Consider the following 14,301-nt stretch of genomic DNA (forward strand, 5'->3'; position numbering starts at 1 on the left):
TACGCCTTGGCAGTTTGTGTCAAAATCAAAAATCACAAGCACCAAATTACAAATAAAATTCAAATTCCAATAACCAATGACCACAACCTTCCAGGGTGAGACCTTGTTTGATTTTTGTCATTTGATCTTTGGGATTTCGATAAATCAATGAATATCTAACAAAGCAAATTTCCTATGGGCGCCACGAATTTCCGGTCCGGGAATCTTTGATTGTCACATCTTCAGTTCGCGGACTCGGTTTTAAACGACAACGGGGGATCATCCTCGGATCTCAGCCTTTGCAGGGCATCCTCGAGGTGCCGTTCCCCATCGGTTTCGGCTTCCAGGCGGAGGGTGGTGTATTTAACATCGATCGACAAGACGATGGTTTTTTCAAACCGGGCCTGCAGCTTATCCAGATCGCTTCGCAGCCGCCGCACGACCGCGCCTCCGTTTTTTCCTGACGCGCTGGAAACCAGCACGGCAAAGGTATCCGTATCAACCCGGCCGACCATGTCACAGCGCCTGATCGTTGCGGTGAGGGTATCACCGATGCCGCGTAGGACATCGTTTTTAATCCCATCAAACTGGTTGCCGTCAGCGTCGGTGAACTGGACCTTTATCATTGCCATTACAAGGTCTTCCCGCAGCCGGTGGGCACGGTTGGCTTCCTGCTCGAGGGAACGGACGAAGCCCTTGCGGTTGTTCAGGCCGGTCAGGTCGTCCGCCAGGCTTTCATTGGCCAGGCAGGTGGTCAGGCGCTCCACCCGATCGCATAGAATGCCCATCATGTTGACGAAGAACTTCTGGGCGGTGGGCGGATAGAGCCATTGCAGCCGCTGGATCACCTTCCAGTTGATGGGCAGCAGTTCACTGTCCTGGGTGGCCATCACGGTAGCCGACCGGGGCGCGGAGCGCAGCAGCCCCATTTCACCTAAAATGTCGCCGGTGCCGACTTTGGCAATGCACTTCTGGATGGCTTCGTGACTGCTCAGCGTGCAGGTGGGATCATAGTCGATGACGTCAAAGCCGCCCGATATGATCGCATACATGGATTCGCTCTGGTCACCCTTGTAGAACAGCGGCTGCCCCGCGTTGACCTTCTTGATCGTGCCGGCCATGATGATCGAATGAACCTCTGCGCGCGAAAGCCCTTGGAAGAGGGGGATGCCCAGGCCGGTCTCCCCGCCCATCTTGATGCGCACCAGATCCCAGAGGGTCACCAGTTCGACGCGCTGCATCAGGATCGGCAGCAGGACCAGGTCGCCCACCAGGGCCGAAAGCATCGTGATGACCATCATCGTCCCGAAGATGGCAGTGGGTTTGAAACCCGAGAAGGCCAGGATGAAAAAGCCTGCGCTGATGGTCAGGGTGGTGAAGATGATCGGTCGCCCGATGTGGCTGATGGTCTCTCTCAACGCCCGCTTGTCGTCGAGGTCTTTCTTGAACTCGTGGTTGAACCGCACCAGATAGTGGATGGTATCGTCCACGGCCAGGCCGATGGCGATGCTGGCGATGAGGCTGGTCGCCATGGACAGTTCGATGCCCAGCCATCCCATGAGCCCGAAATTGATCACGATGGGGAACAGGTTGGGGACGATGGCGATCAGGCCCACCGTGGACGAGAGAAACAGGGCGAACATGATGATGAAAATAATGGTCATGGTCAGAAAGAAGCTCTTGACCTGCCCGGATACCAGGTGGTGGCTGCTGGCGGAGATGACGATGCCGAACCCGGTGACGTCCCATTTCAGATCCCGGTTGAAGGCTTCGGCGACATGGCGGAGAATCGTTTTGCGCAGGCCCAGGAAGTCTCTGGAACTGGATATGTGGGTCAACAGGAGGATGTTGGCCTGTGACAACGACGGTCCCATGAAGGCGTTGAACATGTCCATGCCCAGTATGGATTTATAGGTGTTCATCAGCATCCTGAGTTCCCAGGATTCCGTGGGCAATTTGTAGAAGGCGGGATCGAAGCGGTTGGAGGCGTAGTTGACCAGTTTCAGGTAGTCGGCAAAGGAAATGGTCTTATCGACGCCGGGGAGGGTGTCCAGAAACGCTTGAAGCGTTTCGATGGAAGCGATGTTTTCCGCGCTTTCGAAGTAATCCTCCGTCGGTGACGATATGACCACATTGACAGGAAAACTGCCCGACAGGTGCTGGTAGATGTCATGGAAATTTCTGATTACCCGGGTGTTATCCTTGAAATACCCGACCGGGTTGGTTTCCGCTTTCAGACGCAACAGTCCGAAACCGGCGAACAGCGCCATCCCCGCAATCACCATCAGGGTCATGCGCTGGTGATGGAGATTCAGATCGACAATCCAGCCGAGGAAACGATCCATCATCGACGATGCTTCTTTTTTTTCGGGGGAGACCTTTTGCCGGCAGGGGACCAAAGAGAGTACGGCGGGCAGGTAGGTCATGACCAGGATCAGAAACGCGGCCATCCCGATGCACGAGAAAAGGGCAAATTCCCGGATGGCGGAGATGCGGTTGACAAACAGGGACCCCAGGCCGAGCAGGGTGGTCAGGATGGCCAGAAGGGTCGGCAGGGTCGTCCGGGAAAAGGCGATTGCCGCTGCCTCGACGGACGACCGATCCGGGCTGGCGGATTCCCGATATTCAGCCAGGATATGCAGGCAGTAGGCCGTTCCGACGGCAATCAGAAAGACCGGCACGATCATGGTCAGGATCGACAGCGGAACCCCGAGAAGGGAAACCATGCCGAAGGTCCAGATCAGGCACAGGGTGACGCAGGAGAGCGGAATCAGCGTGTATAGTACATTCCTGAACAGCAGGAAGAGAACCACCGCGATCAGCAGGAACGTGATCGGCGGCAGGCGCAGGAAATCCCTTTGGGTGAATTGCGCCAGCGCCTGGGAAATCAGCGGCATGCCGATCTGGTAAAGCCGGATATCCGGGTCGGTTTTATCGATCAACGACTGGACGGCATCGATGACATCGTCCTGAATGGCGTCTTTATTCAGCACCAGGGTGATCGCGGTGGTGTTGTGGTCTTCGGAGATCAGATTGTGTTTGAACAGATCGGCGCCGGAAACGAAGGCCACGAATTGCTCCATCGGCCAATTCCCGGACAGGTCAACCGCGTTCTTGATTCCGGAGAGGCCGATAACCCGCTGGACCCCTTCGATCTTTTTCCCCGCTTCCTCCAGTTGGGCGATCTTCTGAAAGTTGAGCGGATCGAAAACATTGTTGCACTTGACGACCACGCGGATGATCTCCTCCGATCCGAAAACTGTCTTGAATGCTTCGTATTGAACATTTTCGGGGAGATCTTCGATAATCAGATCGTGGATCGATGTCTTGAATGAGAGTCGAGGGATGAAGGCGGCCAGCAGGAGCGTTACCCCGGCAATCACAGCGAGGGCAAGCCGGCGGTGTTCAAGCACCCGCTGGACATAATCGATCGGGTTTAAGGACCTGGCAATCCGGTGAAGCTGATTGTTGTTGATTTTCTGTTTCATTGTGAATGCTCTTACAAAATGATTAACGGCCCAGATAAATAATTACGATCATCATCCCTTTTTGGGGTGAGTATTCATCCGCTGTTTGCCGTAGGCGTGTTGATAGCGTCTAACAGGCTGTTGAAAAACTATTGTGTTTGACAATACAGCTTTAAAATTTGGTTCAAAATTCTCATTTATCACACATAAACTTCGCTTTTTCACCAAATTTTGCCTTGTCTTGCCTGCGTTCATGACGTTTTCAACACCCTGCTAATCGACGCTGACCCGCCAGCCGGGTCCGAATCGCTTTTCATAGTATCCCTTGAGACGATCAAACCACATGCCGAGTGCCCCGGGTTGTTGACAATCATCTCTCAACACGTCCTCCAGAAAAACATCGATCTCGGAAAGTCTGTTTTTGGGTAAGTACGCATCGGCACCGCCCCTCATTGATTTGGCGAAATCGTCGGGGCTGAGTGCATGGTTGGTGAGCATCACTGCGCGAACCTTTTTTTCTTTTGCCATTTTCAGCAGGTCATAGCCCCGGACGCCCATGATATCCAGCACGGCAACATCGTAGACTTTCGAATGGAGCAGTTCCGCCGCAGAATCAAAATCACCTGCGGTATCGACATCACAGCCATCCAATGCTTCTTCAATGGATTCCAGAATGTCGGGTTCATCGTCGACGGCTAATATCTTTTTGTCTTTCAGCAGGCCTGTTTTATCCATCAATGAGCCATCACTTTCTCTCTCATCGTTGTTGACGCTGCTTGATGGGGGTTGCCGGTCAAGCGCCCGGTATCGGGAAAACAGACCGTGAAGGTACTGCCTCCCGGGCAGATGCAATCACAGGCCCCATGGATATGCCTGCACAACGACATCCGTCCGGGGCAGGTGTCCCCCTCTCCGGGAAGGAAGCGGCAGCGCTCACTTGAAAAATCAATTTTAAATCCGAACCGTTCCGAATAGGTCTTCAATCGCAGAAGGTCGGTTCCCGTGCCACCCGCGTTGAAGGCATAGGGCGTTTTGGATGAATAATGCTGGGTCGGCTGGGTGTGAAAGAAGCCCTTGAAGATGTTCTTTTTGTTTTCGGCGGTAATGCCTACGCCGTGGTCCTGAAACCGTAGGAACACCTCTTCAGTTCCTGAACCCGCAGTCAATTCTATCCGGCCTTCATCAGGGGTGTTTTCAATGGCGTTTTTCAATAATCCCCCACATATCTTTTTCAGGATCGTTTTATCCATTTTGATATAGAGGTTTTCTTCCATCTCCAGTGAGATATCCAGGTCCCGCTCATGGATGGCTTCAACTGCATCGTAGTGAATGTCCTTCAGGAAGAGGTCGGCCCGGATGGTTTCGATTTTCTCTTCTTCGAATCCAAAAATAGATTTGATGCGATCGATGACCGATGCGGCCAGTGGACCGCAAGGGACAGCCGGATCCTCGCCGGTTTCTTCAATCAGGCTGATAAGGTCCTCGAAAATATGAATGTACTGTTTCTCGTGATCGATGCGTTTTCTGCCGACGATGTCTTCCACCTTCTCTTGAATCTGGTTAAGCCGGTCAATGCTGCGTTGACCCCGCTCAATGATCTTTACCATGTGAATCAGATCCCGATCATGCGCCGTGTCGGCGAATCGCGACATCACGGCAGTCAGGATCGCCAAAGGGGTTTTCAGTTCATGCGCCAGGTGGTTGACCACCTTCTGCCTGACCCTGTCGGTCGCCTTCAACTCTTCGTAGAGGGATGAATTGTCGAGGGCGACCGCCACATAACTGGCGATGTAGGTCAGGATGTCTGCATCTTCTTCGGTGAAGTCGCTCTCTCTTTTGTTGAGCACCTGCATGGTGCCGATGCAGCCGCTGCCATGTACGATCAGGGGAACGCAGAGTAAATTGACCGTTCGAAAGCCTGTTTTTTTGTCGACATCTTTAAGGAACCGCGGGTCTTTATAGACGTTGTTTACGATCTGAGGGCGCTGGTTGCAGAATACCCATCCGGCGATGCCCTGATCCTTTGGAAATTGAAATTGATCGGCGTCCAAGTCTGCAGATACGAAAGGGCAGAGGTTGTGTTTATTTTCATCGATCAGAAAAATCGAGCATTTTTCGACATTCAGTATGCTGCCGACCTGGCCGGAGATGACGTCAAACAGCGCGTCGAAATTCAATTCGGAAGTAATGACCTGCCCGGCTTGGATCAGGCGTGAGTATTTATCGAGCCGTTCTTGAAGATGCCTGTCCGCAAGCCGGCGTGTTGTCCTTCGGGTTATGGGAAGGTGTTTTGGCACAGGTGTACCCGGTACCACAGGGATTCGCGTGATATCAATCAATGTTGAATAAAATCGAGTATATAAAATTACTATTTAGATTCGGAAAGATAAAATTATATTAATCCAGGCATGTAACCGGTGTCAAGGTCGAATCAGGTCGAATCAGGGGTATCCGGAAGCAGGCATGAAATTTCCCGGTTCAACCGGTCCTAATAAGCCACGTCAACCAAGAAGAGGCCTTGGGGAGGGGCCGTGGCGCCAGCCTGTGAGCGGTCTTTCGACAGCAGAATGGTCGGCAGTGCTTGAGGATCGATTTTACCCAACCCCACTTCCACCAGCGTCCCCACGATGTTTCTCACCATGAAGCGCAAAAATCCGTTGGCTTCGATATCATAGGTCAGGTTGCCGCCGCCGGTTTCTTTTACGGTCGAATCGGTTACGGTACGGACGGTGTGGTCTCTGGGGCTGCCGGTTCCCTCAAAAGCCTTGAAATCATGCGTGCCAAGCAAACTGCCCGCGGCTTTCGCCATCGCCGCCATGTCCAGCGGTCTGCGGATGTGCCAGACGAACTGCCGGCCGATGGCCGTTGCGATGGGCCGGTTGAGGATATGGTAGCGGTAGCGTTTGGACGCCACATCAAAGCGGGCGTGGAAGTTGTCGGGCATCTGCTTACATGCGCGGATCACCACATCACCGGGCAGAAGACTGTTAAGGCCGTTGAAAAAAGCCTCGGCATCCAAACGGGACCGGGTTTTAAAACCGGCCACCTGGGCCAGGGCGTGAACGCCGGCGTCGGTGCGGCCCGAGCCGATGACGGTTACTGGTTCCCGGGTCATGACGGCGAGGGCGTTTTCGATGGTTTCCTGAACCGTGCGGTCATTTTTCTGCCGCTGCCAGCCATGGAATCCCGAACCGTCGTATTCGATGATCAGTTTGAATGTTTTTGGGGAGGATTCAGTCAACGGTTCATTCTCCTGTGCGTTAGAATGACAGTAGCACGGCGCTCATGGAGAAGAAAGACAGCAGCGTGGACAGGACGATGGCTGCGGAGGCTAATTCCGTGTTGCTGTTGAGCTGGGAAGAGAGCACGATGATGGCCGGCGAAGCGGGCAGGGCGAAAAAGAGCATGCCCACCTGGAAGGAGAGGGGCGAGGCGTCAAAGGCGTTGAGAAAAAACCAGCCGACGGCCGGCAGCATCAACAGCTTGATGGCGGATCCCAAAAATGCCTGACCCATGTGGGTTTTGAGGTTCTTCAGGGTCAAGGTACCGCCGATGGAGAGCAGGGCCAGGGGCAGGGCCACCATGGCGGCCAGACGAAAGGTGTTGTCCAGAAAAACCGGGAATTCGCCGACGAGCCGGGAATAGGCCATGCCGGCCAGGCAGCCGATGATCAGCGGGTTGGAAATCAGGGCGCGCAGGGTGATGCGCAGCCGTTCACGGGCGTGTAGGGTCTGGCCGGAATACCAGATCAGGGTGGAAACGGCCAGCACGTTGATGATGGGAATGATGAAGCCGATGAGAATGCCGAATCGCGACACGCCCGTTTCGCCCAAAGCATTCATGATCACGGCCATTCCCACGTAGGTGTTGAACCGGTAGCAGCTCTGTGAAAAGGAGCCAGCGGCAAAATGCGAGACCTTGAACAGTTTCAGGCAGACGGCGCTGACCAGGTAGATGGCGGCCACGGCGCAGATGGCGGCAGCGATCAGGTCAGTGGCGCCGTTGTCCACCGAGGGTGCCGAGCCGATCTTCCAGAAGAGCATGGCCGGGAAGAAGATGAAGTAGACCAGACGGTCAGAGGACCTGAGAAAATGCTCACCGGTCAGGTGGATGTTTTTGAGAAGCGATCCCAGGCCGATCAGTGCGAATACGGGGAACAGGTTGTTGAGGATCATCATAGTGGTTTATATCCTGTCACAGCGCAAACCGGCCAACTGCTGCTCCATGGCTTCGTCCATCAGATGGATGTATCTGGCCAGTGGGTGTTCCGTGCCGCAGCCCGTGCAGCAAAAAACGACCGAGCGTCATGTCCGTTTCAGTTCCAGGGGGCTTTCGCAATGCTCGCATATGGGTTTTTCCATCGTTGGATTACTCCTCAGTTAATCGAAAACGGCTCTTTCCCAAAGGGTTAATAAAATATGGTCGTATCTTGCAAACAGGCGAGTTCTATGCCATACGGCGGCGGTTTGCAAGGGGTGTTGATTGACAACGGACTGAAATTGAGCGATGGAAAACAAAGAGTTCGAGACGTCGGGGGCTCAGGGAACTCAGCACACCCTTGGTAAAGGCAATTACTGAATATGATCCAAAAAGGATAATGCTATGGTTCCATTGACCTGTAAAGGGTTCACGGCCTGCGGAATGGCTGCCGGCATCAAAAAAAACGGCAACCGCGATCTGGGATTGCTCGTATCCGACCGGCCGGCCCGGGCGGCGGCGGTGTTTACCAAAAACCTCGTGCAGGCGGCACCCGTTCAACTGGACCGGGAGCGGATCAAATCCGGTACGGCCCGGGCCGTGATCGTCAATGCGGGGAATGCCAACTGCGCCAATGGCCGGCATGGCCGGGTTGCTGCCCGAGCCATGAGCGCTGCAGTTGCCCGGGCCTTGAACGTACCTGAAGATCACGTGCTGGTGGCTTCCACCGGCGTCATCGGTGCCCCGTTTCCCATCGAGATGGTGGAATCGGCCGTGCCGGATCTGGTTGAAAAACTGGATCCAGGTGGAATCCCTGATCTGGCCCGCGCCATCATGACCACCGACACCCGGCCCAAAACAGGGGCCCGTCAAGGTGCGGTGGACGGCGTCGCCTACCGCATCGTCGCCGTGGCCAAGGGCGCCGGCATGATCCGGCCGGATATGGCCACCATGCTCTGCTTTATCTGTACGGATGCCGCCATACCCGTTTCCGATCTCCAGACGGCCCTGAAGCGGTCGGTGGACCTGTCTTTCAACCGGATCACCATCGACGGAGATTCCAGCACCAACGATACGGTGATTATCATGGCCAACGGCGCCTCCGGGGCCGGGATTGAAGCGGAAACCGATAAAGCCGCTTTCCAGAAGCTGTTGGAGGACCTGTGCATGGATCTGGCCCGGCAGATGGTCAAGGACGGCGAGGGCGTCACCAAGGTGGTCGACCTGACCGTGCGCGGGGCCCGTTCAGACCCCGATGCCCGGGCCATTGCCGATACCATCGCCCACTCGCCGCTGGTCAAGACGGCTTTCTTCGGGGAGGATGCCAACTGGGGACGCATCATCGCGGCGGCCGGCCGGGCCGGTGTATTTTTAGATCCGGAACGGCTGGATCTTTATTTCGATGATGTGCAGATGGTTAAAAACGGAATGGGCTGCGGTCCGGACGCCGAAGAAAAGGCCACCAAAGTTCTCAGAAAACCGGAATTCTCAGTAACCTTGGATCTGAATCTGGGGGAGGGGGCGGCGACGATGCTGACCTGTGACTTTTCCCTGGACTATGTGAAGATCAACGCCGATTATCGGTCCTAATCATTTTAGCGTCCGGTGGTGTCCGCTCCGCGCGGCAACTTGGCCAACAAGAAGGACTCCCAGTCGGTTCCACACGGATGGTTTCGGGGGCGCAAGATCCTATCGGCGGAATAATTGCTGAACCCAACCCATGGATCGCGCCCCTGGACCGGGGGGGGATTGTATGAACCTGACCCATGGGGCTATATTAGAGATCCCCATTAAAATGACCGTGGTTTTTCAACCAGTCTCGATCCATCCATGCCCGCTGACGAAGCCCTTTTTGCGATTTATTCAGAAAAAAATTCGCGGATACCACCGGATCTGAGGCCTTTGACTGATTTTTAAACGGCATTGCTGAAAGCAAGGGCTTGATAAGCCTTACCGACAGTTCAGCATTCCTCTGGATTTCTTTATTCCGCTCTTTCAAGAGATAAGAAAGAATCAAGGCGTAGATGATAAACTGAGGATAGCCGGAGGTAAGTTCCTCGACGGTGAAATCGTTAAATCGGTGGTTGTGGATGTGGGGCCGAACTAAAAAGGGCCTTCAGGCCGGCGTTATTCAGCGTGCAGGCCTCAAACACCCTGTCTGGGGTCATTGGGAATGAACTTTTTCAAAGGACTGGATTTTCGAATTGATTATGGATGTGAAATATTCGTTGGAAAGTATAAAAAATATTTCCTATATTCAGGTTGATCCTAAGAAAAAAGAAACTGTCCGTGGTCGTATTGGAATATCAGGATACCGCTTAGTTCCAGGGGAACGGTTAGGGCTCAATTTCTTGAAAAAACTAGATTTTACTATCTATTTTTTCAGGCAGGCACTCCAATGGAAGCCCAGACATTGTCGAAAATCGACATTTCCGAGAAGTTGGCTAAAAACTTGCGTACTGTTGATGAAAGCCGGTATGTTGCTCTTGTGTAAATAAGAACCGGATACCCTTGTTCCTGCCGGTGATGCGCCTGTTCGTTTATTGGCAACTGAAAGCGGAGAGTTACACCGATGGCTAAAGATAATGGCTCGTTACATGTGCTCTACGGTGCCATATTGAGGCTTTTGCGCCCGCTTGTAAGATTGTCACTTAAAAAGGGAATCTCCTACGGGACCTTCACGTCTCTGTTGAAATGGGTATTTTATGATGTCGCCTACAAAGAGTTCATCATCGAAGGCAGGAAGCAGACCCAATCCCGGATTTCCGTCATAACAGGCTTTTCACGTAAAGAGGTTAAACGTTTATCGGAATTAGACCGGCCGACGACGCGACTCCAGAAGGAACAGTACAACCGGGCCGCTCGAGTGATATCCGGGTGGCGAAGGGACAATGAGTACGTGGATGACCAGGGACAGCCACTTATCATCCCGATCATCGGCGAAGGCGCGACATTCGAAACGCTGGTCAAACGTTTTAGTGGGGACATGCCGCCTCGGGCGGTTCTGGATGAATTAATCCGCCTCGGTACTCTCAAGCTGGAATCAAGCAACCGGGTCCGGCTGGTTCAGGAAGCTTTCATGCCAACGGCTGACGAAGCGATAAAATTTCATATATTGGGCACCGATGTCGGGTTTCTGATTTCAACTATTGACCACAATATCGACCCGGATAAGAAAGAGCCTTTTTTCCAGCGCAAAGTTTACTATGACAACCTGCCTGACGAGGTGCTGGCCGACTTCAGAAAGATGTCCGGACATAACGCCCAAAAACTCTTAGACAGTATGGACAGGTATCTCGCAATTAACGATCGGGACAATAATCCTGAGATCGAGGGGACAGGGCGCAATGTCGCCGGCATCGGAATCTACTATTTCGAAAAGCCATTTGACGAAGAGGATTGAGATGGGACGGTCATTTAAAAACTCAGGGGGGGTGGGGTTTTCCCTGATTCTTGCCGCTGCCGTAATATTTGCCTGCGGAGGCGAGGTGGTTGGCGATCTGGCCTATACCGGTGGCGGCTCGGGAGGGTCAGGTATCGATGGCGGCGGCACGGGAGGAACGGGCATTAGTGTCGGCTCTGTCTCCGACTTCGGAAGCATATATGTCAATGGTGTACGATACGATACCAGCAATGCGGAAATCTTCGTTGAAGGCCAGAGCAAGGGCTTTGGCGACATGACGGTCTCAGAGCAGCTTGCAAAAGGAATGGTTGTGCGGGTCGAGGGTGAAATCGAGGATTCCCAGAACGGCACGGCTCGCAAAGTCTATTTCAACGATGATATCAGGGGCCCGGTTGAATCGGTCCGGTGGATTGATTCCTTACCGGTAGCACTTACCGTGTTGGGTAAGGAAATTATTCTTCAAGACACCACCCAAATCGGCGGTCATGGCATTAATTCATTGGAAGTGGGGGATTGGGTTCAGGTCAGTGGTTTCGAGGATGTTGATGGACGAATTCGTGCCACATTCGTGACCGATAGCTACATCACGGCCAAGGCGAATATAAAAGGGGAAATAATTAATTTAAATACAATAAATAAACAATTCGAGATCCATGGCCTCGTCATCGATTACCGATACGCTAATCTAATCGACATCGATCAACTATCACCTGATCTGGTGGTCGAGGTGACCGGGGATCTTTCCGCAGACCACTCTACACTGGTTGCGGATACGATTGGGCGCGTTGATATTCTGGGTGCTGATGATTCCCCAAATATTGAACTCGAAGGCATCATTTCTGAAAAAGTTTCGGATACGGAGATCCTATTGGATGGGGTGACATCCTTTTTAGATGCACAGACCGTTTACAGCGGCGGTGATTTTTCTGATATCGACATCGGTGTTCTTGTGGAGATTGAAGGTGAACTGATTGGCGGAATGATCTATGTCGAAAAGATAATTTTCAGGGATGACGTAAAAGTGGAAGCCAACGTCAAGGCGAATGACGTGGCTCAATCGGAAATAATCCTTGTGGGTTTACAAGACATCACCATTCAGTACGTGGACGGAACAACCAAGGTCACCGGGGATGTTGGTACGACAGCCGCTATCACATCCGCAGATTATGTTAAAATAATAGGACGACAAATACTTCCAGACACTTTGACAGCTGTTCACATCATCGTTAAAAGTGGTCTGAACGACACAGTTAAACTGCAAGGACCATTGGAAAGTTATTCAGATCCGATCGCTACCATCCTCGGTCACCCGGTCAACCTGGCGTTGATCCCCGATGACAGCTTTGAATCACCGGAAGGGGTGAGTGTAACCCGCGAAGACTTTATCGATCTGATCACCGCTGGCGATCCTGTCTTTGTTTCGGCAAAAGGGCAACTGGACATTAACGAAGAGGTCGTGTGGCAAAACATTACTGCCGATTAAACGAATATTGATCTTGATCAACGTCGATTAGCGTTCCGAAAGGCTGCATCTCCAGCCATGGCATTGGTTCGTCTGCAAAAATTCCTATCCGAAGCCGGGGTGTGTTCGCGTCGTAAGGGGGAGGCGCACATCCTTGCCGGTGACGTGTCCGTCAACGGGAGGGTGGTTTCCACCCTCGGAACCAAAGTGGACCCCGGGACCGACGTGGTGCATCTCAAGGGCGTGCCGGTGGGAAGGCCGGATCGGCAGGTCTATGTGATGCTCAACAAACCCGAAGGGGTCGTGGCCAGCTGCGAGCACCGGGGCGAGCCGGTGGTGACGGACCTGGTGGACCTGCCCGAACGGCTTTTTCCGGTGGGACGGCTGGATAAGGATTCTACCGGCCTGCTGCTGATGACCAACGATGGCCGCATCCACCACCGCCTCTCCCACCCCTCCTTCGATCATGAAAAAGAGTACGAGGTGACGGTACGGTGGCCACTTGACGACCAGGCCCTGGCAGCCATGGAAAAAGGAATGCCGTTGTCCGGTGTCATGACCCGGCCGGCCCGCATTGTCCGCCTTTCCGGCAATCGCTTCCGCATCGTGCTGATGGAGGGCAAAAACCGGCAGATCCGGAGGATGGTGAAAAAGGTGGGCAACCGGGTCGTCCGTCTGCACCGAATCCGCGTGGCCGATTTAATGCTGGGCGACCTCGCCAAAGGCTCCTGGCGGCATTTGCGTCCGGAGGAGAGGCGGGGGCTGTTGGAACGGCTCCAGCTGAAAGCATCGAAAGATCGGCAAAAGCAAAAAAACAAAGGACAAATTTCAAATAAACCACAATAACCAAGCGTGGTGTATGTAATTTGTCGATTTCCGTCCACTTGTCCAAGGCGTTGTCCATTGCACTACGAAGGCCCCATCTATCGTCCCCCCAGTGAAGCCAACTCGCTGCTGGTTCAGGCCACCATCGGCTGCCCCCACAACCGCTGCACCTTCTGCATGGTTTACAAAAAGGGCCCTCCATACCGTGAGCGGCCGGCGGCGGATATTATCGCCGATCTGGACCAAGCCCGGACGCTTCACGGCAGCGGTATTCGCACGCTCTTTTTTCCGGCGGGCAACACCATCGCCATGCAGACCGATGCCCTGTGCCGCATCTGTTCCCATGCCCATCAAATCTTTCCGCATCTGGAGCGCATCACCGTATACGGCTCCAGCCAGTACATCCATAAAAAGGGCCCTGACGAAATGAAGCGCCTGGCCGGTGCGGGGTTAAGCCGCATCCATGTGGGACTAGAGTCCGGGGATGACGTGATCTTGAGGCTGATCAAGAAAGGTTCCACGGCCAGGCAGCAGGTGGAAGCCGGGCAGTGGACCCTGGCTGCCGGCATTCAGCTGAGCCTGTATGTCGTCCTGGGCATCGGCGGTGTGGATCGAACCCTGCCGCACGCCTCCCGGACCGCCGATGTGCTCAACCGCATCGCCCCGGATTTTATCCGATTGCGGACCTTCGTGCCCAAGATCGATACGCCGCTGCTCAAGATGGTGGAGAGCGGTGTCTTCAAGATGCTGGGGCCTCACGGGGTGCTGAAAGAGGCGGCCACGATGATCCGGTTGCTGGACGCACCATCGCAGTTGACCAGCGATCACTACACCAATTACATCAACCTTGAAGGCCGTCTGCCCGACTGCCGCAACCGCCTGCTGGCCCAGATCGATGAAGCACGCAAAAGACCGGAATCGGATTTCAGGCCCTTTTTCATCGGCGACCAGTAGATGGGGTGTGATTC

Annotated in this window: 10 protein-coding genes and 1 pseudogene; 5 read left to right on the top strand and 6 right to left on the bottom strand. The window is 53.8% G+C overall.

The genetic code is table 11. The annotated features are described in order from the left end of the window. Positions 1-221: 221 nt before the first annotated feature. The 6 genes and pseudogenes from ACHZBS_RS21730 to ACHZBS_RS21755 form a co-directional block, all read right to left on the bottom strand. Entirely contained in the window at positions 222-3,467 is a 3,246-nt protein-coding gene (locus ACHZBS_RS21730) for an MMPL family transporter (RefSeq protein WP_319408596.1), read from the bottom strand. Between the two features lie 252 nt (positions 3,468-3,719). Beyond that, positions 3,720-4,181, bottom strand: a complete 462-nt coding sequence (locus ACHZBS_RS21735) for a response regulator (RefSeq protein WP_319408597.1) — start codon at positions 4,179-4,181, stop codon at positions 3,720-3,722. Continuing rightward, entirely contained in the window at positions 4,181-5,743 is a 1,563-nt protein-coding gene (locus ACHZBS_RS21740; RefSeq protein ID WP_319408598.1) for a GAF domain-containing sensor histidine kinase, read from the bottom strand. Before ACHZBS_RS21740 ends, ACHZBS_RS21735 begins: the two co-directional genes overlap by 1 nt. A gap of 191 nt (positions 5,744-5,934) precedes the next feature. Further along, on the bottom strand, positions 5,935-6,687 hold the full coding sequence (gene truA / locus ACHZBS_RS21745) for a tRNA pseudouridine(38-40) synthase TruA (protein WP_319408599.1): 753 nt from the start codon (positions 6,685-6,687) through the stop codon (positions 5,935-5,937). A gap of 19 nt (positions 6,688-6,706) precedes the next feature. Continuing rightward, positions 6,707-7,624: an AEC family transporter gene (locus tag ACHZBS_RS21750; RefSeq protein WP_319408600.1), complete on the bottom strand. Its 918-nt coding sequence runs from the start codon at positions 7,622-7,624 to the stop codon at positions 6,707-6,709. A 6-nt stretch (positions 7,625-7,630) separates the two neighbouring features. After that, positions 7,631-7,735 (bottom strand): annotated as a pseudogene (locus ACHZBS_RS21755) (dual CXXC motif small (seleno)protein); the annotation flags it as partial. A gap of 313 nt (positions 7,736-8,048) precedes the next feature. On the opposite strand from ACHZBS_RS21755, the gene argJ reads away from it, so the two are divergent. From argJ to ACHZBS_RS21780, 5 genes are all read left to right on the top strand, one after another. Beyond that, a complete protein-coding gene (gene argJ / locus ACHZBS_RS21760; RefSeq protein WP_319408601.1) occupies positions 8,049-9,233 on the top strand; it encodes a bifunctional glutamate N-acetyltransferase/amino-acid acetyltransferase ArgJ in 1,185 nt (394 codons plus the stop codon). A gap of 982 nt (positions 9,234-10,215) precedes the next feature. Beyond that, positions 10,216-11,046: a DUF6502 family protein gene (locus ACHZBS_RS21765; RefSeq protein ID WP_319408602.1), complete on the top strand. Its 831-nt coding sequence runs from the start codon at positions 10,216-10,218 to the stop codon at positions 11,044-11,046. A 1-nt stretch (position 11,047) separates the two neighbouring features. Then, positions 11,048-12,529: a DUF5666 domain-containing protein gene (locus ACHZBS_RS21770; RefSeq protein ID WP_319408603.1), complete on the top strand. Its 1,482-nt coding sequence runs from the start codon at positions 11,048-11,050 to the stop codon at positions 12,527-12,529. A gap of 57 nt (positions 12,530-12,586) precedes the next feature. Then, entirely contained in the window at positions 12,587-13,354 is a 768-nt protein-coding gene (locus tag ACHZBS_RS21775; protein ID WP_319408604.1) for a pseudouridine synthase, read from the top strand. Positions 13,355-13,411: 57 nt separating this feature from the next. Further along, positions 13,412-14,287, top strand: a complete 876-nt coding sequence (locus tag ACHZBS_RS21780; protein WP_319408605.1) for a radical SAM protein — start codon at positions 13,412-13,414, stop codon at positions 14,285-14,287. Positions 14,288-14,301: the final 14 nt, after the last annotated feature.

It is taken from the genome of uncultured Desulfosarcina sp. (assembly GCF_963664155.2).
Classification (GTDB): Bacteria; Desulfobacterota; Desulfobacteria; order Desulfobacterales; family Desulfosarcinaceae; genus Desulfosarcina.

Excerpts from the sequence above, each read along its gene's own strand:
- ACHZBS_RS21730 (WP_319408596.1), bottom strand. The coding sequence starts at position 3,467 with ATGAAACAGAAAATCAACAACAATCAGCTTCACCGGATTGCCAGGTCC.
- ACHZBS_RS21735 (WP_319408597.1), bottom strand. The coding sequence starts at position 4,181 with ATGGATAAAACAGGCCTGCTGAAAGACAAAAAGATATTAGCCGTCGAC.
- ACHZBS_RS21750 (WP_319408600.1), bottom strand. The coding sequence starts at position 7,624 with ATGATGATCCTCAACAACCTGTTCCCCGTATTCGCACTGATCGGCCTG.
- argJ (WP_319408601.1), top strand. The coding sequence starts at position 8,049 with ATGGTTCCATTGACCTGTAAAGGGTTCACGGCCTGCGGAATGGCTGCC.
- ACHZBS_RS21765 (WP_319408602.1), top strand. The coding sequence starts at position 10,216 with ATGGCTAAAGATAATGGCTCGTTACATGTGCTCTACGGTGCCATATTG.
- ACHZBS_RS21770 (WP_319408603.1), top strand. The coding sequence starts at position 11,048 with ATGGGACGGTCATTTAAAAACTCAGGGGGGGTGGGGTTTTCCCTGATT.
- ACHZBS_RS21775 (WP_319408604.1), top strand. The coding sequence starts at position 12,587 with ATGGCATTGGTTCGTCTGCAAAAATTCCTATCCGAAGCCGGGGTGTGT.